This is a genomic window from Falsibacillus pallidus, from assembly GCF_003350505.1.
GTDB classification, from domain to species: domain Bacteria; phylum Bacillota; class Bacilli; order Bacillales; family DSM-25281; genus Falsibacillus; species Falsibacillus pallidus.
On sequence record NZ_QQAY01000005.1, the window covers coordinates 125,005 to 151,788 of the forward strand.

The following is a 26,784-nucleotide window of genomic DNA, read 5'->3' on the forward strand; positions in this document are numbered from 1 at the left end:
TTCGGCCTCCTGCTTTTTGTTTTATTTATTGTTCATTTTTTGGTTCACGGTTTGTGTAATCATATTTGCTTCGGTCAACCGGCGTGAAGCCAGGTGGTGTATAGAAACGAAGCAAGTCGCCGTAGACGATGCTGTCGGAAAGTTCAAGTTCTTTCTTCGCAACGTCATCAAGCTGTTTACACTGCTGTGCATCTACTTTTTCGCCGTCTGGATTGCTGTAGCACGTTCCATTGATTTGGTATGCCTTAGAGGATACAAAGTCGCCGTTGCGGAACGGAACAAGATCACGGTGCTGGTCAGATAATAAATCGGAACCAAACGTCATGAAGTCTTTTGTATCAACACCTAGCAAGTGCATCAATGTTGGGCGAACGTCAACTTCTCCGCCATACTTGTGGATCTGGCCGCCTTTCACGCCAGGTACACTGATAAACAACGGTACACGTTGAAGCTGAGCATTTTCAAATGGAGTAATATCCTTGCCCATTACTTTTGACATTGCAGCGTTATGGTTTTCAGAGATGCCGTAGTGGTCCCCGTACATAACGACTACAGTATTGTCGGCTAGTCCAGATTCTTTTAGATCAGTAAAGAACTGCTGTAATGCTTCATCCATATAATGAGCCGTTTGGAAGTAGTGGTTCACTACACCATCACCGAAGTCCCCTGCAGGGAAGTCTGTGTCTCCCTCATCCATTGGGAATGGGAAGTGGTTGGAAAGTGAAATGAACTTAGTATAGAACGGCTGCTTCAATTCTTTAAGCATTGGCATGGACTCTTTGAAGAATGGCTTATCCTTCAAACCATAGTTCAATGTATCTTGATCATTCATATCGTAGTAAGTTGCATCAAAGAATTTGTCATATCCCATTGACTTGTACATTTCATCGCGGTTCCAGAATGTTTTATAGTTTCCGTGGAACACTGCTGACGTGTAGCCATGATCTTTCAGGATGGCTGGTGCAGACTGATATGTGTTCTGGGCTTTATTCGTAAATACAGAACCTTGAGGAAGCGGGAACAATGAGTTTTCCATCATGAATTCGGCATCGGAAGTTTTCCCTTGGCCAGTTTGATGGAAGAAATTATCGAAATAGAATGTTTTATTATCATGAGCCAAGGAATTCAAGAATGGTGTTACTTCCTGGCCGTTGATTTTATAGTCAATCACGAAGTTCTGGAAAGATTCCAGTGAAATGTAAATGACGTTCATGCCTTTGGCTTTTCCGAAATACTTGGGATTAGCCGGCGTATGGTTCGCTTTGATATAGTTTTCTGCTTCCACTACGTCATTGCTGTCTGCAAGGGCGCGCTGAGCAGAAGATCTTGCATTTTGAACTAAATCGTAAACCGTATAGTTATACGCACCTAGATATTTCACTAAATAGTTGCGGTCAAATGTCCTTGTTAAAAGTTCAGGACGATCGGCTTCAGCCAATCCAAGATTCACTGAGAAAATCAATAGTGCAGAAGCAAATACAAGGATGCGTGAACGCACTGCCAATTTCGCTTTCGGCTTAACAACCTTGAATAATACTAGAAGCAGAAGGATGATTGTATCCGTAAAATAAAGGACATCCCATGGCTTCATAAGGGCTAGTGCACTGTCGCCTACACCTGCATTATTCTTTGCCTGAGTCAAAACAGGAAGTGTAATGAAGTCATTAAAGAACCTGTAATAAGTGATATTGGCGAACAGCAAGAACGATAATAGGAAGTTAATCACGATAATGGCGGCATTTTGGAGCTTCCCTTTAAAGAATAATGCAAAGCCTAGAAAGAATACGGCAGAGCTTAATGGGTTAAAGAAAAGCAGGAATTTTTGGATCCCATTTTCGATTCCTAAGTTAAATTCAATACGATAAGCTGCATAAGTCTTAATCCAGAACATTACTACAGCTAAAAAGAAAAATGAGAGTCTATGGTTCATCAGCTCTCGTGATTTGTCTTTTAGAGTATTCATTTCAATTTTCACCTCTTCAAACATGAAAAAGATTTTTTGTACCTTAAATCATACGTAAATATTTTATAAATTCTTGGCTGCGAAAATGTTAATTTTCTTTTAGAAATTATGACAAAAAAAGTAATTTACAACACTCAAACTCTTCTTTTACAAAAACACTCGAATCTTCATTATATCTGTTTTCCAGCTTCTATGCAATTTATATGATTGCATATCGCCGCACCTATTATCTACCCAATAGGCCGAACATTAAACATTTGTAAATGAATTTTTTTGTTTTTGTAAATCACATACACAATATAATAATACTTTTTTCCAAACAATCAACTGTAAATTTAACCATTTTAACAAATTTACGTAAAATGCCCACCATCAAAAACATCCCATAAAATTCTTAAGATTTTCTTAATGTTTTATTAAAATCTGCTCTGCCGATTTACGACTATATAGACGAGGCTTCATGCTCCTTGGTTTCATTTATTTTCATTTTTTTATGCCCCAAAGGTGAAAACAGAACTTTTGAACCAGTCGAAATCCACCTAAACCGGCAAATTCAAGACCAACCTCCTAAATATGAACATTTTGTGGCAGCAGGATTATTGTCCGGCATAACACCCGCAGTGGTATCTCTTTTCGACAAAAACCGGGTCGTGACTGGCACGACCCGGTTTTTGTCGAAACTATTATTATTTTACGGTAATGGATCGATTCACTCTGCTTTCGTTATGGAGCCTGTCCACTGCCGTGATGACATATGTGTATGTCTTGCCTTTTTCCGCCGCTGCATCCGTATAGGTTTGTTTATCTCCTGTTTTTCTTACCGTATCGAGTAGGTTTGCTGCATCCTCGATATCTCCCCTATGATTTCCATCAAAGCGGTAGACCGCGTAATAAGCCGTATCCTTATTGTTATGGTGGTCTTCAATGGACAACTCTACGCCTTCATCCGTTCTTACAGCATTACGCAGCTTCGGTTTTTGAGGTGCTTTATCATCAAGCCATGGCATCGCAGGTATCAGCGCAGGGTGCCTATAGACATCATTTGTCAGCCTGTCCTTGATTCCAAGAGGGTTTCGGTTTAAATCCTTCAGACTGAAATGCATGCTTCCTTTGACCGTATCATATTGATGGTTCAAATTGATCTGTCTGACATACTCTTCTGGATCATGCCATTCAGGGACAAAGTTATTGTCGATTTTATAAGCAGCCTGTCCAATATATAAATGAACCGGCTTTCCGATTGTTTCCTTCACCCACCAGTCGACCAGTGTATCGTAGGCAGCTGGCTGGAATCCGATATTCCAATAAATCTGTGGAGTGATGTAATCCAGATACCCGTTTTGGATCCATGTGCGTGTATCTGCATAAAGATCATCATAGTTAGTCTGGCCAGCTGTCGTTTCAGAACCTGTTGGATCATTGGCAATGTTGCGCCAAACACCGAATGGGCTGATTCCGAATTTCACGTAGGACTTTTCTGATTTGATCGCCGTGTTGATGTCCTTTACAAGGGTATTGACGTTATCCCTTCTCCAGTCCTCAATATTGGAGAACTTCTCTTGTCCGTATTTTTCATACGTGGCTTTGTCAGGGAATTCCTGTCCGGCAATCTTATATGGATAAAAGTAGTCATCCATATGGACAGCATCGATGTCATAATTCTTCACGACCTCCATTATGCCGTCTTCAATGAACTTCCTTGCTTCAGGGATACCGGGATTATAGTAGAGCTGCTTTCCATAGGCAAGAACCCAATCCGGATGCTGCCTGGCAGGATGGTCTGCAGAAAGGGTATTGATGTCAGTGCTGTTCATCGTGATTCGGTATGGATTGAACCAAGCGTGGAATTCCAAATTTCTCTTATGGGCCTCTTCTACCATGAAGGCAAGTGGATCATAGCCAGGGTCTTTCCCCTGGACGCCTGTTAAATATTCAGACCATGGACCGTACTTGGAAGGATAGAATGCATCTGCCGTTGGTTTGACCTGAACGACGACAGCGTTCATTCCCATTCCTTTTACGTCATCAAGGAGTTTAATGAACTCCTCCTTTTGCTTATCAGCCGAAAGCCCCTTTTTGGATGGCCAGTCGATATTGGCGACAGTCGCGATCCAAACAGCCCGCAGCTCCCTTTTTTGGTAATTTGTCTTTTCTTCAGCTTGTCCCACTTTTGGCGATTGAAGAGTGAATGATAGGACCATCACTGCCATAATCGCCAAAAACACGAGTTTTTTAAGCGCTTTCATTTTATCCATCCCCCTTTGAAATAAGTTCCAATTCAACTATATCATTGGGGTAAATGAACAAATATGGTACTATTGTTATAATTTTCTGAAATAAAGACCTATTTTATTTCAACTATTTCTGAAATTTTTTTCAGTATCCTTTAAAACATTCAAATCCTGCGCAAGGGATTCCCTTACGTTTTTAAAACTCATTTCGACCGACTTTCTTCTATATTATAATGTTTCGACAATTAATGTCTTTTCCAATGGCTGTTTTCGCAACCATTGTTGTTAAAATCTTAAAGCCGATTTCAACGTGAAAATACGAATTTTGCGCGTTGGGATGGAGTATCCAGGCTCTTTTCTAGCTAAATTTTTCTGACATGGTTGCATAGTTATCCTATTTAAATGCATAAAAGCAACAAACTTTGAGAAAAGAGCCTTTCCAATAGAAAGGAAGCATGGAATCTCTCCACACTTCCTTTGAAATTATCGAAGTTTTAAGGTTGTTTCTTTTCCTCCGCAGGCATTATTTTGACAGGTCTGCAAATGATGCATTCACCGCTCCGATGAGGTCGTCAGGCTTCAATTCAATCTGCAGGCCAATTTTCCCGGCACTGACGACGATTTTTTCCAAATCGGCGGCCGTTCCGTCGACAAATGTAGGGAAAAGCTTCTTCATGCCGACAGGTGAGCAGCCGCCCCGAATATAGCCGGTTGTCTTTTGAATGTCTTTACTTGGCAGCATTTCAACCTTCTTTTCTCCTGCTGCAGCTGCGGCTTTCTTTAAATCCAGCTCCTCTTCCACCGGCACGATGAATACATAATTCTGCTTGCTGTTTCCTACAGTGACCAATGTTTTAAAAACGGTTTTAGGGTCCCGATTGATTTTCCCCGCAACAGAAACCCCATCAATTTTTCCGTCATCATGGCTATAGGAAAGGACTTCATACGCTATCTTTTTGGAATCAAGCATTCTCACAGCATTTGTTTTCATCCAATCACCCCGTTAATTATGGACTTTGGTCCCTTTCCCTAAAAGCTGCTCCAATATTTCCTGAACACGGAGGCCATCTTCAAAAGTAACGATTTTACTATCCTGTCCTTTAATCGCTTTGACTGTTTCAGAAATAAGATCAACCGAAGGAGCATCCGTTAACGGTTGTATCTCCTCCGATGGAGATGCAGCGGTCCCTTGTTCAAGGGTCCCCCAATTGACAAGGGAAAGCGTTCCTTTTTCCCCATAAAGCTTGAACAGAACATGGTCCTCCTGTCCGATTCCGCTCAATCCATCGACCAATACCGGAGTGCCATCAGCCAGTTCCATACTTGCGATCACGCCCGTTTCACATAATGCTTCATCTTCAGGGTATTGAACATTAGCTTCGACATTCTTCAATTCACCTAATACATCATGCATCAATTGTATGTAGTGAGGAGATATTTCCCTGATGAACCCTCCCTGCTCCCTGCCTCCGATCCAGGCGTTTTCTTGCCATGGGCGCGGCCATTTGGCATGGTGGATTTTCAATTCGACTCTTTTCAGCTCGCCGATTTCTCCATTCGCTGCTTTTTCCTTCAATGTATAGACCGCTTTGCTGTACATCAGCGGGAAGTTAATCGCGTTCACGACACCGGCTTTCTTTGCTGCAGCTGCCATCTCTTCCGCTTCTTCCAAAGAGTTGGCCAATGGCTTTTCACAAATCACATGGATCCCTTTTTCCATTGCATAAAGAGCGATATCATGATGAAATTTCGGCGGTACTCCAATATAGACCAAATCGAACGGTTCATTCAGCATTTCTTTATAGTCCGTATAAAATGACACCTCAGGCAGCCTGCTCCTAAATGCAGCCACTTTCTCTTCATTTTGTTCACAGATGGCAGCCAATTGAATATCTTCGTGGCTGCGGAACTTGTCCAATAGTCTTTCCCCGATGGCTCCAAGACCGATCATCGCTGTTTTAATCATTTGATCTCCCCCTCGTAAAGAATCGTTGTACTATTCAAATAATATAGTTTATTGTTTAAGTAAAGCAACTAAAAGAAAAGGGGTTTTAGTAAAAATGGAAACAGAAAATCTTTTTTCCTATGAATATGCACAGGAATTAGACGCATTAGATCCACTGAAAAAATTCAAAGAAGAGTTTTATACGAAAGAAGATACCTATTATATGGACGGCAATTCCCTCGGCCTTATGTCAAAAAGAGCAGAGAAGACTCTCCTAGCCTCCCTTAATGATTGGAAGGAGCATGGAATCGACGGATGGATGTCAGGCAGCCAGCCATGGTTTTACATTTCAGAGAAACTAGGCGAAAAAACAGCCCCTCTTATCGGAGCAAAAAAAGAGGAAGTCATCGTCACCGGTTCCATCACCGTCAACATTCACCAGCTGATTGCGACCTTTTTCAAACCCGGCGGAAAACGCACGAAGATCCTGGCAGATGAACTCACATTCCCGTCTGACATCTATGCGCTGAAAAGCCAGCTGGAACTCAAAGGCCTTTCTCCTGAGGAACATCTTGTCCAAGTGAAAAGCGAAGACGGAATGACCCTCAGCGAAGAGAAAATCGTAGACGCTATGACGGATGATATTGCACTGGTGCTTCTTCCTTCTGTCATGTATCGAAGCGGCCAGCTTTTGGACATCCCCTATTTGACGGAAGAAGCGCATAAAAGGGGAATTATCATCGGCTTCGACCTTGCCCATTCCATCGGGGCGCTTCCGCATTCACTCCATGAAGCAGGCGTCGATTTTGCGATGTGGTGCAACTATAAATATTTAAATAGCGGACCAGGAAGCGTCGGCGGATTGTTCGTCCATGAAAGACATCTCGGAAAAGCACCGGGGCTTGCCGGCTGGTTCAGTTCCCAAAAGGATAAGCAGTTCGATATGGATCATACCCTCTCTCCTGCAGCAACCGCCGGGGCTTTTCAAATCGGTACGCCTCATGTATTAAGCTGTGCCCCGCTTTTAGGATCGCTTGAATTATTTGAAGAAGCGGGAATCCATTCCTTGAGGCAAAAATCATTGAAACTCACCAGGTATATGATGGACTTGATTCAGCATGAACTTTCAGACGAAGGCTTTACGATTTCAAATCCGACTGAGAATTCAAAACGAGGCGGCCATGTCTGTCTTCAGCATCACGAAGCAGCAAGAATCTGCAAAGCCTTGAAACAGAAGAATGTCATACCGGACTTCAGGGCCCCGAATATCATCCGGCTGGCACCGATAGCCTTTTACACGTCCTATGAAGATGTTTGGAAAACCGTTCAAATCCTGAAAGAAATCATGAAGGAACAAACTTACCTGCAATTTGAAAACAAACGCGAAGTCGTCGCATAAAAGTTTTTATGGCTAAAAGCAACAAACGTTGAGAAAAGAGCTTAATAGAAAGGATAAATGTCACATGAAAATCATCGATATCTCACAGCGCCTGCATAATCAAATCCCCGTCTGGCCGGGTGATGCGCCTTTTACATTCGGATTAAGCTGGACGAAGGAGGATTCCGGATCCGTCAATGTCGGAAAGATCGAAATGAGCGCTCACACAGGAACTCACATCGATGCCCCCTACCATTTTGATGACGAAGGAGCACGCGTAGCGGACCTGCCATTAGAACGGTTCATCGGAAAAGCACTCGTCGTTGACCTGACAGGAGCTGCCGTCATTTCCAAAGAAGAGCTCTCAAAATTTGATTTCTCCGGCGTTTCAAAGGTTTTGATCAAAACCGGGTCATGGACCGACAGGAGCAAATTCCCGGAAACCATCACGAGTGTTCATGAAAATACAGCACCTTTCTTAAAAGAAAAAGGGATTGATCTTATCGGGGTGGATGTGCCTTCTGTCGATGAATTGGATAGTAAAGGACTACCGTCGCACCATTCCCTGCAAAGATATGATATTCAGATTCTTGAAGGAATCGTTTTGGACGGCGTTGAACCGGGTGTCTATAATCTGATCGCACTGCCCCTTCCATTGGCAGAGGCAGATGGCTGTCCAGTGAGGGCCGTGTTGATTCAAGAATGAGTGAAGATTCGCCCGCACCTCCTTTGAAATATTTGTTCCTTTTCACTGATGTGCAAGTCAGATATAATCGAATAGGAAGAAAAACACAAAAAAACTGCAGCATTCATGCAGAAACAATAGAACAGATTATAGAAAAGGTGCAGATGACTAATGAGTATTTTAACCGTTAAAGACTTAAGCCACGGTTTCGGAGACAGAGCCATTTTCAACGATGTTTCTTTCCGTCTTCTCAAGGGCGAGCATATCGGCTTGATCGGGGCAAATGGAGAAGGAAAATCCACTTTTATGAATATCATTACAGGAAAGCTTCAGCCGGATGAGGGGAAAGTGGAATGGTCGAAGAATGTACGCGTCGGCTATCTCGATCAGCATACCGTACTCGAAAGAGGATTGACCATAAGGGATATCCTTAAAAGTGCGTTCCAATATCTATTCGACTTGGAAACCCAATTAAACGATACTTTTGCCAAAATGGGCGAAGCCGACCCAGATCAGCTGGAAGCATTGATGGAAGAGTCCGGAACGCTTCAGGATATCCTGACAAACAACGACTTCTATGTTATCGATGCAAAAGTTGAGGAAGTCGCACGCGGACTTGGACTTGACGATGTCGGACTTGATAAAGATGTGCAGGACTTGAGCGGCGGTCAGCGTACAAAAGTTTTATTGGCAAAACTCCTTTTGGAAAAGCCGGAAATCCTATTACTGGATGAGCCGACCAACTACCTGGATGAGCAGCATATCGAATGGCTTAAACGCTATCTTCAAGAATATGAGAATGCGTTTATCCTTATCTCGCATGACATCCCGTTCCTTAACAGCGTCATCAACCTGATCTATCATATGGAAAATCAGGAACTGAACCGCTATGTAGGAGACTATGACAACTTCATGAAAGTCTATGAAGTCAAAAAGCAGCAGCTTGAATCTGCCTATAAAAAACAGCAGCAGGAAATCGCTGGCCTCAAAGATTTCGTTGCACGCAATAAAGCAAGGGTTTCTACCCGAAACATGGCAATGTCCCGCCAAAAGAAGCTGGATAAAATGGATGTCATCGAATTGGCTGCTGAAAAGCCGAAGCCGGAATTCCAATTTAAAGAAGCAAGGACTTCCAGCAAATTGATCTTCGAAACGAAGGATCTTGTCATCGGATACGATGAGCCGCTGTCCCGTCCATTGAATCTTCGCATGGAGCGCGGTCAGAAGCTTGCGCTTGTAGGGGCAAACGGAATCGGGAAAACGACTCTTTTGAAAAGCATTCTTGGAGAAATCAAACCAATTTCAGGATCTGTAGAACGCGGCGAGAACCAGTTCACAGGTTATTTCGAGCAGGAAGTCAAAGGCAGCAACTATAACACATGCATCGAGGAAGTGTGGCAGGAGTTCCCTTCTTTCACACAATACGAAGTGCGTGCAGCCCTAGCGAAATGCGGCTTGACGACTAAGCATATCGAAAGCAAGGTCGAAGTGTTGAGCGGAGGGGAAAAAGCCAAAGTCCGCCTCTGCAAACTGATCAATAGAGAAACAAACCTCCTTGTACTGGACGAGCCTACCAACCACTTGGACGTCGATGCCAAGGAAGAACTGAAGCGCGCATTAAAAGCCTACAAAGGAAGCATCCTGCTGATCAGCCATGAACCTGAATTCTATCAAGAAGTGGCGACAGAAGTATGGAATTGTGAAAACTGGACGACAAAATTATTTTAATTTGAAATTAACCCCCTCCTTGATTAAGGAGGGGGTTAATGTTTATTATCATTCTTTTAATGGCTGCGCATTGTAGCTGGAACCGGTAAAATCCGTCAATTCCGAAATGGCTTTCCACAGCTTTGGATAGAATTCAAATTTCACTCCTCGCTCCAACGCTTTAGCCGGGATGCCTTTTAAGCTTTGCGTATCAAATCCGATCATCCTACGCACGAGCTGGATATGGTGATGCCTGAACGATTGGAAGTTCTCATCGAATTGAATCAATTCCTGCATCAAATCATACAGCTGATGTTCCTTTTGAGGTTGTTTATAAACTTCTAGCGGGGTCAACATCCTATTGTTCAGCAGTGCCTCAAACGGCTCCCATAAAGTCGGCCCCAGCTGGAGGATACGATTGAACCCAGGAGAGTCCTGGCCGCTTCCCCTCCCTAAATACAAACGGATCGTATGGTAGTCGGCAGGCGTGATGACCTTGACTAAATTAAAAACTTCCGGGAGCTGCTTCATGTGCATATTGACCCTTCTCAGCTGGGTGACAGCTACGAAAAGATCATCATCCCTCATGAAACGATCTGCCCGATGAATATATTGAATGACTAATTTAAAATGAAGCTCAGCAATTTGATGAATCATCTGGAACGTCAATTCATCCTCGCAGCAAAGCTCTTCTTCCTCTTTCTGCAGGCTTAATAGCTCTTCGGTGCGTATATATTTTTCATAGTCAGTTAGCTCTGATTTTTTCTCTTCTTTCACCGTGACTCGCCTTCCTTTCCCCTCGAATATGTAAGCGCTTTACATCAAGCTTACAAAGAAAGAAATTAGAAGTCAATATTTTCAGAATATATGCTGGCTACATTCCATTAACTCAATCGTTTCTCCATTGCAGCCTGTATAAAAGACCGTTCGCCCATCCAGATCTTTCAACCAGATGGGACCCTCTGAAGGAAACAAATTCTTCTCCGCCAACTCCTTGATCCACTTCTCAAGATCATCGACTTCCCATGCCATATGGACACCGCTCTCCCTGCAGTCATCCTCCTTTCCCTCTGTTCCCTCAATCAATTCAATCAATATGCCTTCCCTTTGCATGAAGATAATTTTTTCTCCGGTGAGATTCAGTGATCCGACTGTTTCAAATCCAAAGAAACCCTCATAGAAACGGATTGCTTCTATGAGGCTCTTAACTTGGATTCCTCCATGGTGCCATTTCATGCTTTTCCTCCCAGCGGAAGTATCAAGTTCATATCGCCAAATTCATGCCATAAGTAGCCATGTTCCAAGGCTTCCTGATACGCTGCCATCAATATATCCTCTGGAAGGAATGCCGTGAGCATATCCAAATGGCTTGCTTCCGGTTCATGGAATCCGGTAAGAAGGCCGTCCACCGCTTTTAAGTTTGTTCCCTTTTTAATATAAAGATTGGTGATGCCCTTCCCAGCTTCGATGTTTCCATTTTCATCTGCTGCTGTTTCAAGCGTCCTCACAACGGTGGTTCCGACAGCGATCACCTTTCCACCTCGTTCCTTTGCTTCGTTTACAAGGCGTGCCGTTTCTTCAGGGATTTCATAGGCTTCCGGATGCCCGTCCGGATTTGGCCAAAGATCATTGCCATAATAGCTTAGTCCTGCATGCAGCTGGATGAACGCAAGCTCAATCCCCTCTTCCCTTAACTGATTCAGGATCTTCCATGAAAAAGCCCTCCCTGCAGACGGCATCTCCACAGAACCCGGCACTGATCCGTATACCGTTTGAAACGCCTGCAGCGGCCATGGATTTTCAATATATTCGTAGCGGATCGGCTTGCCATATCGATAGAAGAAATCGAACAGCTCGGATCCTCCAACGGAAAAAGACATGGTCACAAGCGGGAACTCACTGCCGCTTCCAACAACACTCCCTTCGATACCATCCTCAAAATAGATTGGCTTAGAAAGGTCTGCATCCTGTTGGACAACAAGAACATCCCATTCATGATCCGAAATGGACCGCGATAGGCGCACCTCCACTTCCATTCCATCCTGTCTCCCCTTTAATACAGATGGAATGGTCCTGCTATTATTCAAAACCAATACATCACCCGGCTCCAGATATGAACCGATCTCATGGAAGCTGTTATGATGCGTATTCCCGCTATTGGAGTCAATGACCATCAGATTCACCCCGTCTCTTGTCAATCCACGGTATTCAGCAGGAACGGAAGCGTTCAAATATTCCGGCACCTGAAAATTTTTATGGGATAAAACAGTCATCATTCCACACTTCCTTCCAATGAAAAATTTTGAGCTTCGAAACGTTCACCCGAAATACCTTTTGATGCATCAGACCCCAAATATAAAAATACATCCACTACGTCATTCGGATCTGCTAATTCGTAATCGCATCCTGGTACGGCAATATCATGCATGACCGTATTCATCTCACCCGGGTCCACCATGTTCATCCTTACATTCGTTCCTTCTAGTTCATCTGCCCAGGTTTGTGTAAGCCCTTCTACTGCAAATTTCGAAATTCCATATGCCCCCCATTCACCGAAGCCCGTTTTCCCAGCTTCCGATGTGACGTTGATGATGGAGCCTTCGTTTTTCACCAGCATTCCCGGGAGCACCCGTTTCGTCACGATGAATGGATTGAAGACATTAATTTTCAAAACATCCAGAAAGTCTTGTTCAGGATAGTCGTTCAGCAAGGTCGGCCCAGGTCCAAAAATCGAAGCATTGTTGATCAGAACATCTATCTGTCCGAACTTCGCTTCCGCCAATGAAACAAATCTCTCGACATCTTCTACTTTGGAAACATCCGCCGTCACTGCCAGCACCTCAGTCCCAAGTGCGCTTAGTTCCTCCTGCACCTTTCTGAGGCCGCTTTCCCCTTTTGCACAGATAGCAAGGTTCGCTCCTTCCTTGGCAAATGCCAAAGCCAACGCTCTTCCCAGTCCCCTGGATGCCCCAGTGATCATAACGGTTTTTTTATCATTCAATTTCATGTTTCTTTCCCCTTTCACTCTCGTTTTCTTACTCTTATTGTAAGAAGATTATGGATTGAAGAAATCCAAAAAAAGAGTGAAAAACACCTACAATATTCGGATGAACTTTCTCTGCGACTTTTGGATGAGGCACTGGTGGTGGCCGGCGGCGCATAGAGAGCCTGTTCTGGCGCATAAGCCACATTTTCTCGCGCATAGCCGCCGGTTTCCAGCCCATAAGAGAAGCAAGGCGGCGCATAGACCGCCAGTTTTGGTGCATAGGGCCGACTCATGGCCCGACTCCCCCTCGATTTCCCTGTGATTTGGCGTCTCCCCCACCCCGGATCGGGTATTCTGCAGCACTTTTTCCTATTTTCATGCTTCAAAATGAAGAATGGGATAGTCCAAATGAGGTTTTTCATCAAATTGTCTCTTTTTCTCGTTTGTAACAGGGGGTCTTACTATTGAAACTTGGACTTTTTTCATGGGATATGGCGGGTGGCGCATAGAGAGCCTGTTCTGGCGCATAAGCCACATTTTCTCGCGCATAGCCGCCGGATTCCGGCTCATAAGAGAAGCAAGACGGAGCATAGACCGCCTGTTCTCGCGCATAGCACACGATTTCTGGTGCCATATCAGTCATTTATCCATCCTCAACCCTGGAAAGAGACAAATTTAATCGCTTTATTTGCACAAGTACATGCAAAATTCTAAAAACCGTTCTGTTTACCCAATAAAAAAGCAGCCAATCCTTAGAATCGGCTGCTCTTTATCTTTACTTATTTTTGAGCTGCGGCTTTCATGGACACAGCTTCTTCTTTATTCTCTTTCTTTTTTATGGATCCACGAAGAGGAATCTCTTTTAGGAACATCGCCAGGATGATGGCTGCAATCATCACAAATGCTGCAATTGTAAAGACGCCGGAAAGGGCAAATGTCATCGAATCCTGCAGCAGCCCAATCATTTTCGCAAACATTGTCTGCATTTCTGGCGGCAGCGATTGCTGTGCCTGGTGAAGCTTTTCGTGATCCAGAAGCAGTTGAGGATTCAACAGCTCCTTCAGCTTGCCTGCTCCATCTGCAGGAACAGCACTAGCTGAACCTTTCAGCTCTTCTGCTAAGTGATCGCTCATTCTTGTGTTCAAGATTGTACCCATGATCGCTACGCCGACCGTACCGCCCAATGAACGGAATAGCTGTGAAGAGGCTGTGGCAACACCAAGCATTTTTTGTTCAACGGCATTTTGTACCGTCAACGTAAAGACTGTCATGCCGATGCCCAAACCGAATCCGATGATCAATAGGAACGATACGAGGGACCATTGGCTAGTTGTTCTGTCCATGGTTGTCAAAAGGAACATGCCCACGGCAGTAATCAAAAGACCAGTAATGGCCTGGATTTTATATTTGCCGGTCCGTGAGATGATCTGTCCTCCGATGGCACTCGCGAATACGAGGCCAAGGGTCATTGTCATCGTGATGAAGCTGGAGTGTGTCGGCGAGAAGCCAAGAACCCCTTGAATGAAATATGGTACATACATTGTACCGCCAAACATCGCCACACTGATGGCGAAACCAACGACATTGGAAATCGTGAAAATGCTGTTCTTAAATAGATATAACGGAATGATCGGCGTCTTCACTTTTCTTTCGATCACAATGAAAATAATCAGTGATAGGATAGTTGCCGCGAAAAGCGAAATGATCTGCGCAGATCCCCATTCATATTTTGTTCCTGCCCATGAAAACCCAAGAAGCATCGGGACGATCGTTGTTGTTAAAAAGACAGAACCGATATAATCGACTTTTTCCCCCTGTTTCTTTTCTACTGTCGGGAACAGCTTCCAAATCAAGAAGAATGCCACAAGACCAAGCGGAAGGAATACCCAGAAGACCCACTTCCAAGCGAAATGGTCAACGATGTATCCGCCAAGAGTCGGCCCGAAAACACTGGAAAGACCGAATACCCCGCTCATGAGCCCTTGCCATTTACCGCGCTCCCTTGGAGAGAACAAATCCCCGACAGCCGTAATGGCCGTTGACATGATCATACCGCCTCCGAAACCTTGGAGACCCCTGTAGATGATAAGTTGAATAATATCCTGTGAAGTCCCTGACATGAAGGCACCGATGATAAAGACGACAATCCCTGTTAACAGGAATGGTTTACGGCCGTAAATATCAGAGAGCTTTCCGACCAGGATGGTCGTGATGGCTGACGTCAGCATGTAACTCGTGAATACCCAGCTATAGTAGTCCAGTCCGCCAAGATCGGCAATGATGCGCGGCAATGCGTTTCCGACAATCGTCTGGTTGACGGCTGCAAAGAACATCGCACTCATAATCGCAATCATGATAGTAATTTTTTGTTTTTGATTTAAATGTTCCATTTCTCCACCTCTATTTAATGTAGTTCATTAATTATTAACCTTGTTAACTATTAGCCCAAAAGAGAAACCGGATTTATTTCCGGCCTGCTGCATCTTTTCTTTTTTCGCGGAACTGCTTCACTTGGTTCATTTTCAAAAACAGCTTTCTTCTGGAAATGACTTTTTGCAAAACAATTCCTTTACTTTGCAGGTTCTTCAGATGTTCATCCATCGTCATTCTCATTCATTCCCTACTGTCAATTGTCTCAATTCTTCGTGATGTTAACCTTTTTAAGAAGCTCTAAAAATTGAATCAGCTCCTCATTTTTAAAATCAGCAAATACTTGCCCCCACAAATCATTGCGTCTATTGTTGAACTCTTCCATCAGATTCTTTCCTGAGTCGGTGATGTCGATCCAAACGACTCGGCGATCTTCCTCATCTCTAATCCTGCTGAGCAATCCGCTTTCCACCAGACGATTCGCTGCGATCGTTGTTGCTCCGGATGTCAATCCAAGCTTGCTTCCCAATGATGAAACAGTGGATTTGCCGCAAGTGAAAATGTTGAACAAGATAAAGAATTGAGGAGGCGTCAGTGATTGATCTTGTGATAGATGGCGATTGATGTATCTTCCTATTTCGTAAAATGATTGAGCGATGCTGCCGACCAGCTCATCTTTTTTATTCAAAAATGAATCCCCCCATAAAACCTTTGAAACAAAATATCTTTGTCATAAAGATATTATAGTTGTTAAGTTTATGGAATTCAATACCCAATTTTTGAAAACTTTATGTACAAAATAAAACGGGCCGTACCTTTTACGCCCCGTTTTAAAATTCAACTAGTGAAATGCTAACCATAGCTCTCCTTGTTTGTTGATGAGTGGCTCCAGGTCTTTGTAGGGGATTTTGAATTCGGGGAATCCTGCTGCGAATGGGGCGATTTCGTATGGGGTGAAATAGATGATTAATGAATCGTCGTTTAGATAGAAAGACTGGTCGCTTTTAATCCCTTGAAAGCTATCTGGAAATACATATTCATATTGTGGATCGTTCTTGATTTTTTCTGAAATGATTTCGTTTAGGTGTTTGACATAATTGGATTTTCCCTTAAAAAGATCGGCCAGCGAAAAGACTTTACCATTTTTCAAGTTGGCATGGACGAATACTTTTGAGGGCATCCCATGTGCCGCTCCAAAATAATATTGGTAGCCGTCAAACTCCACGGACAACAGGTCTTTTTTAAAGAAGGCAACAGAAAAATCCCCTTCATACCGGTAGTCGAGCTTCTCCGCGATGGGAATGGATTTAATATTCGCTGCCTTTTTGTACTCAGCATTCAGCGCTTTTTGCTGCTCAAATGAATTCATTCCCTGCACTTCAGGGTAATAGACCAAATAATTTTTATTTGGTTTTGCTTTTTGCTCCATGAGGCGCCATTGGCTGTTCAAATGTATGTCAGAAGGCTGTTTCCAGACAATTGCTCCATGAAAATCATAATAGGCCGTCCGCCGATCGATCTCTGCTTTGATAAGTGTTTTATCCACTGTCAAAATCCCCTGCCCTTCAAGGACTGGAAGGCTTGTGGCCATCTCGCCATTCATGTTGATGAAGTAGGTTCTCTTGTCATCAAATACCGAAGACAGCCCATACTCAAACGGCAGCATTCCATCAAACTTAAAATCCGTCAGCTGCTTTCCTTTCAAATCAAACAACGCACTGGGAAAGCCCATGAAAGGAATCGTTTTATCGACCGCTTTGCCGACAGCTGCCCTTCCTTCCCCCAGCATCTGCACATCATCATAAATAGGTTTGATGATGAAATTCCCGGAATGATCGATCAGTCCGTACTTCCCGTTTTCCCCAACGACCGCCTTCCCTCCTTGGAAGGGTTGGGCAGATGTGAATCTTGGGGTGATGGCAATTTCCCCATTTTTATGAATATAGCCTAGTTTAGACTCCATTTCTTCCCTGAACGCAAGCATGCCATCCCGGCATTCTCCGACAAAATAATGATGATACTGCATGAGTGAAGTACCCGAATTGTCGATTAATGAATAACGATTTTCGCCCTCCTTTACTACTGCCCCGTCATGCGAAAAGTCCCCTGCTTCCATGTATTGCAGCGGGATGGCCAGTTGACCGCTGTGATCCAAATACCCATAAACATATTGCCCCTGTTTTTGCTTTCCGCATAGGGCCCTTCCTTCATGGAATGTGCCGATGTAGTCAAAATAATCTGTTGTCAGCACCTTTCCGTTCTGGTCTATCACACTGAATCCTTTGCTGCTGCCAGCACCCCACCGGTCGGAAGCGAGTGCATTGATTATGGAATAAACTGGCGGAACCAATTCATTTCCTAATGGATCAATGATTCCATAAAGGTTCGATTTGCTTATGATTGCTGTGTTGCTTTCCTGAAAATTCGAAGCGCTGTCGTAAATGGGCTTTAAGGAAAAAATCCCCCGTTTATTGATGTACCCCCATTTGTCCCCGTAAACAGTTTTGACGGGTGCGGGAAACAACTGAACAGACTTTTGATCAATGACAGCTTCAATTTGATCCCGGATCACCTTAAGCTCCTTCTCTGATGGGTAGGGATTTTCCAGCATTATAGCCGTCTGCAGCGTTGAAAAGGATTTTAGCACATCCCCTGCATTCCACTGGACTTCAGCCAGGTAATATCGATAAAACGAAGATTCCACGTCTGAATGGCTTTTACTTGAAAAATATTCTTCCGCTTTTCGGAAGTAATATGGATAAAGATCATACGCGGCTATAAGCCTTCCCTTACTCAGCCGGTAAACACCGATTCGATAGGCTTCTCCGCTTTCATGCCTCCAGATGGCTATTTCATCTATTCCATCCATTCCTTTTCTACCCGGCATATCTTCAATCTCAATTTTATCGAAAGCCGCTTCTTCCCTTAATACTGGGGAGATCTTCCCGTGGCCAAAAGAATAAATCCCAAGCTTTGGCCCATGTGTTCGATCATCCCAGCCGACAGCGATTGTTGAGACGCCAATTTGAAAAGGCTGAATAAACCGAATCTCACTCCCCTTTCGAGACATTTGATCCGCAATGGACCATGTATCACCATTATTCTTCAACAAAACCAGGCAATCGCCGCCGTCCGCTGCACAGCCTGCAGCAATTTCTGCCTCGCCATCCCCATTAAAATCCATGAAAAGGATGGATTCACTTTTCACTCTCCACCCTTTATCCAATCCTTCAATCATCTTCTTGATCTCATTGAAATTCAACATTGTCCAAACCTCTTCCACTATGTTCCTTACCTATATGTATGTGCCTATGCGGGTGAAGGTTCAGAAAAATAAAGTTGCGGGCTTATCTAGGGAAAAAGGAGGAAAATTTTCGCTTAGAAAAAATTTATGTTTATGATTTGATTTTTCGGGGGATATTAACGTAAACAGCAACACATCAAAAAGGAGGCAAACACAATGCTTTGGAGTATTATTATCATTCTTATCATCCTTTGGCTATTAGGATTTACGCTTCACGTTGGCGGAGGATTGATCCATTTACTATTGGTCATCGCACTAATTGTTTTCATCTTCAACTTAGTGACTGGAAGACGACGACCCTAGATAATTTTTAAAAGACGAAACATCCCTGCACACCCATTCTTTGGGACATGCACGGGATGTTTTTTTCTGCATGTTTGCGGGTAAAATGGCAACCTTAAAAGCAACAATACATTTTTAGGAGGAACGAAAATGTCTGATTCATTAAGGGAAAATACCCCTCCAGAACCGATTTGGCGCAAAGATGTCCTTCTGCCCTCTTTCCCCGCTCTTGCGGAAAATCTTTCATGTGATGTTGTCGTAGCTGGGGGAGGAATCACCGGGATTACCACTGCCTGCCTTCTGGCAAAAGAAGGATTGTCTGTCATCCTGGTTGAAGCCGATCAGCTCCTGAACGGTACAACCGGACATACAACAGCCAAAGTAACCATTCAGCATGATCTGATTTATGATGAACTTATTCAGCACTTTGGACTTGAAAAAACGAAACAATATTATGCTGCCAATCAGTCTGCCCTTGATTTCATTAAAAATACGATTGCCGCTGCCAACCTGGATTGCGGATATGTTGAGCAGGACGCCTACTTATATGCCACAACGAAAAGTTCTGCTGATAAATTAAAAAAGGAATACGAAGCCTATCAGAAAATCGGTATTCCGGGTGAAATTTTAGATAATATCCCTTTGGAATTGAATGTGGAAGCAGCCCTCAAAGTTCCGAAACAAGTTCAATTTCATCCAATTAAATACCTGCAGCATTTAGTTGATTCGTTCCTTGAAGCAGGCGGCAAAATCTTTGAACAGACAACAGCAAAGGAAATACAAAAGGATACGAAAATAAAAGTCGTGATGAGAAGCGGACATTCCATCGAATGCTCACATCTCGCTGCCTGCACTCACTTTCCATTCATTGATGAGAAAGGATTCTATTTCACCAGGATGCACGCTGACCGTTCCTACGTCATTACAGCCGCTTGCAAAAAAGAGTTCCCGGGCGGCATGTACTTGAGTGTGGATGAACCGAAGAGATCAATCCGTTCAGTCGAGTGCGACGGCCAACACCTCCTGATGATCGGGGGAGAAAGCCATAAAGCCGGCCAAAGCAAGGAAAATGAAGAAAAGCATTATCAGGCATTAGCTGAATTTGCAGAAGACGTCTTTGACGCTGCTGGCATCCACTCTAAATGGTCTGCTCAGGATCTAATCACGTTAGATAAAGTCCCCTATATCGGCCCAATCACTTCAAGCAAACCTTCCATTCTCATCGCCACGGGCTATCGAAAATGGGGAATGACAAACGGGACATACGCGGCCCACTTGCTGAAGGATTATGTATTAGGGAAAAGCAATCCTTATTCAGAAGTGTTCAATCCGTCAAGGTTCAAAGCTGATCCAAGTGTTAAACATTTCATCAAAGAGAATGCGAATGTGGCAGCCGAATTGATCAAAGGGAAGCTCTCGTTCCCAGGAAACTCCCTTGATGATCTTCAAAAGGATGAAGGCGCCATCGTGATGTATAATGACGATCGTACAGGTGCCTACCGCGATTTGGAAGGAAATCTGCACCTTGTGGATGTGACCTGCACTCACCTGGGCTGTGAATGTGAATGGAACAGCGGCGACAAGACATGGGACTGCCCATGCCACGGCTCCAGATTTACCTATGACGGCGACGTTGTGGAAGGCCCTGCAAAGAAACCTTTAAAAATTATAGAACCCTATTAATGAAAAAGGAGCGTTTCCGGCTAAGCGGAACGCTCCTTTTTCGATCTCTAATCAATAACAGGCAATGTGACGGTCACTTTTGTCCCGCTTTCTTTCTCGCTCTCAATATCGATGGTTCCACCATGCTTCTCAATCAGTTTGAATGAAACCGTCAATCCGAGGCCTGTTCCTTTTTCCTTTGTAGAATAAAAGGGCTCCCCAAGCCTTGAAAGTCTCTCTTCATCAATCCCGACACCATTGTCCTCCACTTCAATTCGAACCCTTCCGTCCTCTCTGGACAGAGTTAATACCACGATTCCATCTGAAGAAATGGCCTCTAAACTATTTTTCACAATATTGATGAATACCTGTTTCAACTGATTAGGATCAGCCTTGATAAAGACTGGGTTATCCAGTTTATTATTGAATTTCAGCTTTGCACTGTGGAAATGAGCCTCCGCTTTCATCAAGAGCACCACCTGATTCAGGATTTCTGCGATATCCGTCCTGACGAAATCCACATCCTGCTTTTTCCCCAATATGAGCATTTCGCTGGAAATCAAATTGATTCTTTCAATTTCAGACATCATGATCTCCATATATTTCTCATCATAGGTTTTCGTTTGATCCATCAGTTGGACAAATCCTTTAAGGGAGGTCAGTGGATTCCTGATTTCATGGGCAACCGAAGCAGCCAGCTGCCCGATGATGGACATTTTCTCAGAAGAAATCAACAACTCTTCATTCTTTCTGCTCTCAGTGATATCTTTCAGAATGCTGAAGACCCCTGTAATCTCTTCATTGATGTAGATGGGGATGAACGAACATCGGGTGATTCTCTCTACCCTTTTGGCATTAAAAAGAGTGATCTCATAGATTTGAGGCTCCCCTTGAAGGGCTGCAAAAAAATACTTTTGAATACGCTCCTTCTCGTTCTCTGGAACAAGAGAAGACAAATCCATGTGCTTCAGATCATCTTCCTTAAAACCCAGAATCGCTTCGCCCTCGGGATTGACCGAAACAACTTTTCCATCTCTCGTTATTTCAAAAACACCATCTGTATTGTATTGGAATAATGATTGATAATGCTGCGTCTTTTCTTGAAGCTTCACATCTTTCATGACAAGCTCCCGTTGGGAAAGGAGCAGCCGATAGGTCCGCTGATGGACCAAAATATAGATGATGATCCCAGTGACCAGGATAAAGAGCCAGCCCTTATATCGTTGAAAAAAGAAATAGAGCTGCAGCTTCTGCTGGGAAAGCGCCATGGATACATTGTCGGACAAGACAATCCAAATCGCGCCTGAAATGATGTAAAATACAGCTATCCTGAAGGCTATCCTTTTTGCTTCTGTCATAGAGTCCTCACCATCTGCCGCTTTGATATTACGATTAGGTTGCCTCTTTTCCATCCATTTCAGTCTTTTTTCCCCTGTATTTATCTTTCTCAGCATACCCTTATTTCAGTTTCAACTTTGCAAGGGCATCCGCCAAAGCTGTATTGATCGGTTCATCATCTTGCTTATTCTGCTTTTTCATATATTGGGCTACATCTCTTTTTGAAACATTCTTTCCACTCTGCTTGCTTTTTCGTTTATTGAATGCCGACAGCTTTTCGCGATGGCCGCATGAGCAGACAAACAACTGGCCTTCGCCTTCTCCCCTCAGCTGCATCTTTTTATGGCAGTTGGGACATCTTACATTTGTTGTTTTATAGACATTCTTGCGGTGGCCGCATTCCCTGTCCTGGCAAACAAGCATCTTTCCTTTTTTCCCATTTACTTCGAGCATGAGTTTCCCGCAGTCAGGACATTTGCTTCCAGTTACATTATCGTGTTTGAATTTTTGGCTGCTTCCTTTGATTTCATTCACAATTTCTTTCGCATATGTCTTCATCTCATTGATAAACACTTTCTTGGATAGCTTCCCTTGTGAAATCGCGCTTAGCTTCTGTTCCCATTCTGCAGTGAGAGATGGAGACTTCAAATCTTCGGGCACTAAATCCAACAGCTGGCTTCCCTTTGAAGTGATAAAAATGTCTTTTCCCTTTTTTTCAATCAGGAAAGTATTAAAGAGCTTTTCAATGATGTCTGCCCTTGTGGCTACCGTACCTAGTCCGCCTGTTTCCTCCAGGGTTTTCTTGAGGTCTTTGCTTCCCTCACCCATGAATTTAGCCGGATTTTCCATTGCCCCAAGCAATGTTCCTTCATTGAATCGTTCCGGCGGCTTCGTTTCTCCTGAAGTCATCCGGACATTGACGATGGCTAAGTCCTCGCCCTTTTGCAAATCCGGGAGCATCTGGTCTGCCATTTCATCTGAAGCGTCTTCGTCATGATGGGTATAAAGCTCTCTCCAGCCGTGTTTGACCACTTTTTTCCCTTTAGCCGCAAACGACTCTGAACCAATCTGGACATTCAATGTCACTTGCTCATATTCATATGGCGGTAAAAGGACAGCCAGGAACCGCTTTACAACCAAATCATAGATTTTCTCTTCTTTTGCACTCAATTTATTCGGCAATGCTGCCTGCTCCGTCGGGATGATGGCATGGTGGTCAGTCACCTTGCTGTCATCCACAAACGACTTATTTGCTTTGATCGGTGCATTCAATATCTTCATGGTGAACTTTGCATACGGCTTTGAGCTGCAAGCTTTGACTCTCTCTTTTAATGTATCGGTCATATCCGTTGATAGATAGTTGGAATCTGTCCTTGGATACGTCAGGACTTTATGCTGTTCATAAAGCTTCTGCATGATCCCCAATGTTTCTTTGGCCGAGAATCCGAAGAGGCGGTGAGCGTCCTTCTGAAGTTCGGTCAAGTCGTACAGCTTCGGAGCAAATTTCTTTTTCATCGACTTATCGATGTTGGTGATCTTCCCTTTGTGGCCTTTTGTTTTCTTCAGCAGCTCTTCTGCTCTTTCTTTGTCAAACGTCCTGGCAGAACCGCTTTTGGCATCCTTCCATGTGAGGTTCACATGATTGCCAGCTTCTGCAGTCAGTCCATAAAAAGGTACAGGCTTGAAGTTTTTGATGTCTTCTTCCCTTTTCGCGATGATATTCAATGTAGGCGTCTGGACGCGTCCGCATGAAAGCTGGGCATTGTGCTTCGTCGTCAACGCCCGTGTCGCATTGATGCCGACAAACCAATCCGCTTCAGACCGCGCCACAGCCGAATGGTAGAGATTTTCATAATCCTTGCCGGGACGGAGCTTTGCAAATCCTTCTTTAATCGCTTTATCGGTAACGGAAGAAATCCACAGCCTTTTAACCGGCTTGTTGACCCGTGCTTTCTCCAAAATCCATCTTGCCACTAATTCCCCTTCGCGCCCTGCATCGGTTGCGATGACGATTTCTTTGACATCCCCGCGATTCATCAATGATTTGACTGCATTGAATTGCTTTCCGGTTTGTTTGATGACAACGAGCTTCAATTCAGGCGGGATGATCGGCAGGTCCTCCAGCTTCCATGTCTTATATTCATTTCCATAGCTTTCCGGATCCGCAAGCGTCACTAAGTGGCCCAATGCCCACGTGACGATATATTGGCCGCCCTCTAAATACCCGTTAGCTGATTTTGTACAATTCAACACCCTGGCAATATCTCTGCCGACAGATGGTTTTTCTGCTAATACCAATGTTTTACTCATGTTAACATCCTTTCCTGATGCGCATTTCTATTGAAAGACTATTGCCTTATATACGGTAGACACTTCTTCTAGTTTAGCAGAACGACTGCTTTGGGTGAAACCGGTTTGCAGGGGAAATAGTTGATATTTGAAATTTCAGATTCCATTATGGTAGTGTGAATCATGATTCAATTTCATTAAAGGAGGGCTAACCATGCCAGCTCGTATGAATAGACAAATCCATTTGGTGAAGCGGCCAGAAACCATTCCAACTGAAGAACATTTCAAATTTGTAGAGGTTCCAGTCCCATCACTCGGGGAAAATGAAGTATTGATCCACAATCTGTATCTGTCCGTGGACCCGTATATGCGCGGCCGGATGAGCGACCAGAAATCTTACGTTGCCCCATTCAATCTGAATGAGAAGCTTGTGGGAGGCGTCGTAGGGGAAGTCGTTGAATCTTCTTCTTCCCGATTTTCCAAAGGAGATATCGTAACCGGGATGCTCGGCTGGGAAGAATATTCGAAAGCCACTGAAAAAGAAATACGGAAAATAGATCCTAACATGGCTCCAGTCACAACGGCTTTGGGGATACTGGGGTTGACGGGATTGACAGCCTACTTCGGCATCGAGGACATCTGCCGTCCGAAAGAAGGCGAAACCGTTGTCGTCTCTGGGGCTGCAGGAGCAGTCGGTTCCACTGCCGGCCAAATCGCAAAAATCTTCGGAGCAAGAGTCGTCGGGATTGCAGGGTCTGATGATAAAGTCAACTATATCCAAAAAGAACTCGGTTTTGATGCAGCGATCAATTACAAAACAACCGATGATATCCAGGCTGCATTGGAAGAAGCCTGCCCAAATGGAGTGGACGCCTACTTCGACAATGTCGGAGGAGAAATTTCCGATGCAGTGCTGAATCTATTGAACAAACATGCAAGAATCGCCCAATGCGGCGCCATCTCTTCCTATAATAAACCCGATGACCAGGGACCGCGGATTCAGACTAAGCTGATTAAGTCCAGTGCCCTGATTAAAGGATTCGTTGTTAGCGACTACTCGGACCGCTTTAAAGAAGGTGCTTCAAACTTAGGGAAATGGCTTTCTGAAGGAAAATTAACCTATGAAGAAACAATCGTTGAGGGATTTGAAAACATCCCGGAAGCTTTCCTGGGATTGTTCAAAGGAACCAACCGAGGCAAGCAGCTCGTCAAAATCGGAGAACCTGAGTATGGGGAAATTTAATCTCAAACACCAAAAGGCATCATCCCAATTCAAGGATGATGCCTTTTTCTGGTTCTATTAGGATCTGGCGTCCACGACCCCGCCTTTATAAAACTCTTTCTTCTCTACTTCGATCCCCAGTTCCTTCGCGAATTGCTTCAGTTCTCTTTCTTCGCGGTCCGTTACGATGGAAATGACCGTGCCATCTGCTCCGAAACGGCCTGTCCTTCCTGAGCGATGGACATACTGCGTCAATTCTTTTGGAAAATCAAAATGAACGACATGGGTAACGCCTTTAATATCGAGGCCGCGCGCTGCCACATCAGTCGCAAGAAGCATATTGATCTTTCCATTTCGGAAGTCTTTTAAGTATGTCTTCCTGTCATCTTTTTTCAGTTCACTGTGAAGCATGCCCACTGGAAGTTCTTTAAATTTCAGTTTGCTGTTCAAGACGGAGATTTCTCCGATATCCTTCACGAAAGCGAGTGCCTTCACATCTTCCAGGCGTGCAATTTTTTCAAGGATCTTCTGTTTATCCCTTGGTTCACACACGAAGTAGATATGGTCGACATCAGATTCGATCGTTTCATCTTTCTCCACTTTAATCAATTCCGGCGATTCCATAAGTTCTTTTCCAATCTGCTCAGAACGCTCTGTCAAAGTCGCAGAGAAAAGAAGAACCTGGCGCTGATCCTTTAAGGTAGATTTAAGGATGGTCTGGATCGTTTCAAGATGCTCCGGTACAAGCAGCTGATCCCCTTCGTCCAGAACGAGGGTTTTCATTTCATGCATTTTTAATTTCTTTTGCTTGATCAGTTCAAGTACTCTTCCCGGGGTACCTACAATGATCTGTGGATGTTTTTTCAATTTTTCCTGCTGGCGCTTTACATTAGCCCCGCCAATGATGGAAGCTGCCTTCAGACCGCTGCCTTCCGTCCACTTTTGCACCTCTTGAAAAATCTGCATCACAAGCTCTTGCGAGGAAGCCAGTATCAATGCTTGTGGAGCTTGTTTATCGGCATCCACTTTTGAAATCACTGGCAGCAAATATGCGAGGGTCTTCCCTGTTCCAGTCGGGGACTGGGCGATTAGATCCTTTCCGCTGAGGATTTCAGGTATTGCTTTCATCTGTATGGATGTCGGGAGGGAGAATCCTTCTTTTTCCCACACCGCTAGTATTGATGGTTTTAAGTTCTCTAATAATACTGCGTTCGTCATGTTAATCTCCTTTATGATCAAAATATCCATTGAATTCAACAAATAGTTAAATCCATTATAACGTGAATTTGCCCAAAAATGAAAAGCACAAAAAAAAGAAAGGATGCTACTCCCTTCTTTTCATTTATCAAGGCTCTTTTCTCAAGGTTTGTTGCTTTAGCCATTAAAACTGGGTAGCTTATTCAATCTATGCAGAAAATTTAG

General features: G+C 43.9%; 23 protein-coding genes. 6 read left to right on the top strand and 17 right to left on the bottom strand.

The features are described 5' to 3' along the window. Nucleotides 1–25: 25 nt before the first annotated feature. The 4 genes from ltaS to DFR59_RS10995 all read right to left on the bottom strand — a co-directional run bounded on the left by ltaS (nucleotide 26) and on the right by DFR59_RS10995 (nucleotide 6,160). A complete protein-coding gene (ltaS, locus tag DFR59_RS10980; protein ID WP_114745684.1) occupies nucleotides 26–1,963 on the bottom strand; it encodes a lipoteichoic acid synthase in 1,938 nt (645 codons plus the stop codon). 686 nt (nucleotides 1,964–2,649) lie between these two features. Further along, entirely contained in the window at nucleotides 2,650–4,209 is a 1,560-nt protein-coding gene (locus tag DFR59_RS10985) for a glycoside hydrolase family 10-like protein (protein WP_114745685.1), read from the bottom strand. A 508-nt stretch (nucleotides 4,210–4,717) separates the two neighbouring features. After that, nucleotides 4,718–5,185: a Cys-tRNA(Pro) deacylase gene (ybaK, locus tag DFR59_RS10990; protein ID WP_114745686.1), complete on the bottom strand. Its 468-nt coding sequence runs from the start codon at nucleotides 5,183–5,185 to the stop codon at nucleotides 4,718–4,720. A gap of 12 nt (nucleotides 5,186–5,197) precedes the next feature. Beyond that, complete coding sequence (locus DFR59_RS10995; protein ID WP_114745687.1) at nucleotides 5,198–6,160, bottom strand: Gfo/Idh/MocA family protein; 963 nt, start codon at nucleotides 6,158–6,160, stop codon at nucleotides 5,198–5,200. Nucleotides 6,161–6,254: 94 nt separating this feature from the next. Here DFR59_RS10995 and kynU point away from each other — a divergent pair, with 94 nt between their 5' ends. The 3 genes from kynU (at nucleotide 6,255) to DFR59_RS11010 (ending at nucleotide 9,930) form a co-directional block, all read left to right on the top strand. After that, nucleotides 6,255–7,538 (top strand): kynureninase, encoded by a 1,284-nt coding sequence (gene kynU / locus DFR59_RS11000; protein WP_114745688.1) that lies wholly within the window; start codon nucleotides 6,255–6,257, stop codon nucleotides 7,536–7,538. Between the two features lie 64 nt (nucleotides 7,539–7,602). Then, nucleotides 7,603–8,223 (top strand): arylformamidase, encoded by a 621-nt coding sequence (gene kynB / locus DFR59_RS11005; protein ID WP_114745689.1) that lies wholly within the window; start codon nucleotides 7,603–7,605, stop codon nucleotides 8,221–8,223. A 150-nt stretch (nucleotides 8,224–8,373) separates the two neighbouring features. Further along, nucleotides 8,374–9,930 carry an ABC-F family ATP-binding cassette domain-containing protein gene (locus DFR59_RS11010; protein ID WP_114745690.1) on the top strand — a complete coding sequence of 519 codons (1,557 nt, stop codon included), beginning with the start codon at nucleotides 8,374–8,376 and terminating at the stop codon, nucleotides 9,928–9,930. 48 nt (nucleotides 9,931–9,978) lie between these two features. On the opposite strand, the gene DFR59_RS11015 is transcribed toward DFR59_RS11010, so the two are convergent. The 10 genes from DFR59_RS11015 to DFR59_RS11055 all read right to left on the bottom strand — a co-directional run bounded on the left by DFR59_RS11015 (nucleotide 9,979) and on the right by DFR59_RS11055 (nucleotide 18,530). Continuing rightward, complete coding sequence (locus tag DFR59_RS11015; RefSeq protein WP_114745691.1) at nucleotides 9,979–10,686, bottom strand: tryptophan 2,3-dioxygenase family protein; 708 nt, start codon at nucleotides 10,684–10,686, stop codon at nucleotides 9,979–9,981. 81 nt (nucleotides 10,687–10,767) lie between these two features. Continuing rightward, nucleotides 10,768–11,145: a VOC family protein gene (locus DFR59_RS11020; RefSeq protein WP_114745692.1), complete on the bottom strand. Its 378-nt coding sequence runs from the start codon at nucleotides 11,143–11,145 to the stop codon at nucleotides 10,768–10,770. Further along, a complete protein-coding gene (locus DFR59_RS11025) occupies nucleotides 11,142–12,185 on the bottom strand; it encodes an S-adenosylmethionine:tRNA ribosyltransferase-isomerase (protein WP_245948457.1) in 1,044 nt (347 codons plus the stop codon). Before DFR59_RS11025 ends, DFR59_RS11020 begins: the two co-directional genes overlap by 4 nt. After that, entirely contained in the window at nucleotides 12,182–12,916 is a 735-nt protein-coding gene (locus DFR59_RS11030) for an SDR family NAD(P)-dependent oxidoreductase (protein ID WP_114745693.1), read from the bottom strand. The genes DFR59_RS11025 and DFR59_RS11030 overlap by 4 nt, the downstream gene beginning before the upstream one ends. A gap of 14 nt (nucleotides 12,917–12,930) precedes the next feature. Continuing rightward, entirely contained in the window at nucleotides 12,931–13,188 is a 258-nt protein-coding gene (locus DFR59_RS11035; protein WP_147278265.1) for a hypothetical protein, read from the bottom strand. A gap of 128 nt (nucleotides 13,189–13,316) precedes the next feature. After that, nucleotides 13,317–13,538: a hypothetical protein gene (locus DFR59_RS11040; RefSeq protein WP_114745695.1), complete on the bottom strand. Its 222-nt coding sequence runs from the start codon at nucleotides 13,536–13,538 to the stop codon at nucleotides 13,317–13,319. A gap of 136 nt (nucleotides 13,539–13,674) precedes the next feature. Beyond that, a complete protein-coding gene (locus DFR59_RS11045) occupies nucleotides 13,675–15,285 on the bottom strand; it encodes an MDR family MFS transporter (protein WP_114745696.1) in 1,611 nt (536 codons plus the stop codon). Nucleotides 15,286–15,358: 73 nt separating this feature from the next. Then, nucleotides 15,359–15,508, bottom strand: coding sequence for a hypothetical protein (locus tag DFR59_RS20075; RefSeq protein ID WP_158538365.1), 150 nt, complete (start codon nucleotides 15,506–15,508; stop codon nucleotides 15,359–15,361). A 22-nt stretch (nucleotides 15,509–15,530) separates the two neighbouring features. Beyond that, a complete protein-coding gene (locus tag DFR59_RS11050; protein ID WP_114745697.1) occupies nucleotides 15,531–15,953 on the bottom strand; it encodes a MarR family winged helix-turn-helix transcriptional regulator in 423 nt (140 codons plus the stop codon). A gap of 153 nt (nucleotides 15,954–16,106) precedes the next feature. Further along, nucleotides 16,107–18,530, bottom strand: a complete 2,424-nt coding sequence (locus DFR59_RS11055; protein WP_114745698.1) for a WG repeat-containing protein — start codon at nucleotides 18,528–18,530, stop codon at nucleotides 16,107–16,109. A gap of 195 nt (nucleotides 18,531–18,725) precedes the next feature. Here DFR59_RS11055 and DFR59_RS11060 point away from each other — a divergent pair, with 195 nt between their 5' ends. Next, entirely contained in the window at nucleotides 18,726–18,872 is a 147-nt protein-coding gene (locus DFR59_RS11060) for a lmo0937 family membrane protein (protein ID WP_114745699.1), read from the top strand. 129 nt (nucleotides 18,873–19,001) lie between these two features. Then, nucleotides 19,002–20,534, top strand: a complete 1,533-nt coding sequence (locus DFR59_RS11065) for an FAD-dependent oxidoreductase (RefSeq protein ID WP_114745700.1) — start codon at nucleotides 19,002–19,004, stop codon at nucleotides 20,532–20,534. A 47-nt stretch (nucleotides 20,535–20,581) separates the two neighbouring features. Here DFR59_RS11065 and DFR59_RS11070 read toward each other — a convergent pair whose 3' ends face one another. Together DFR59_RS11070 and DFR59_RS11075 are read right to left on the bottom strand one after the other, a co-directional pair. Then, nucleotides 20,582–21,871 carry an ATP-binding protein gene (locus DFR59_RS11070; RefSeq protein WP_114745733.1) on the bottom strand — a complete coding sequence of 430 codons (1,290 nt, stop codon included), beginning with the start codon at nucleotides 21,869–21,871 and terminating at the stop codon, nucleotides 20,582–20,584. A 100-nt stretch (nucleotides 21,872–21,971) separates the two neighbouring features. Beyond that, entirely contained in the window at nucleotides 21,972–24,161 is a 2,190-nt protein-coding gene (locus DFR59_RS11075; protein ID WP_114745701.1) for a DNA topoisomerase III, read from the bottom strand. A gap of 193 nt (nucleotides 24,162–24,354) precedes the next feature. Here DFR59_RS11075 and DFR59_RS11080 point away from each other — a divergent pair, with 193 nt between their 5' ends. After that, complete coding sequence (locus DFR59_RS11080; protein ID WP_245948458.1) at nucleotides 24,355–25,383, top strand: NADP-dependent oxidoreductase; 1,029 nt, start codon at nucleotides 24,355–24,357, stop codon at nucleotides 25,381–25,383. 57 nt (nucleotides 25,384–25,440) lie between these two features. Here DFR59_RS11080 and DFR59_RS11085 read toward each other — a convergent pair whose 3' ends face one another. Further along, nucleotides 25,441–26,580: a DEAD/DEAH box helicase gene (locus DFR59_RS11085; RefSeq protein ID WP_114745702.1), complete on the bottom strand. Its 1,140-nt coding sequence runs from the start codon at nucleotides 26,578–26,580 to the stop codon at nucleotides 25,441–25,443. Nucleotides 26,581–26,784: the final 204 nt, after the last annotated feature.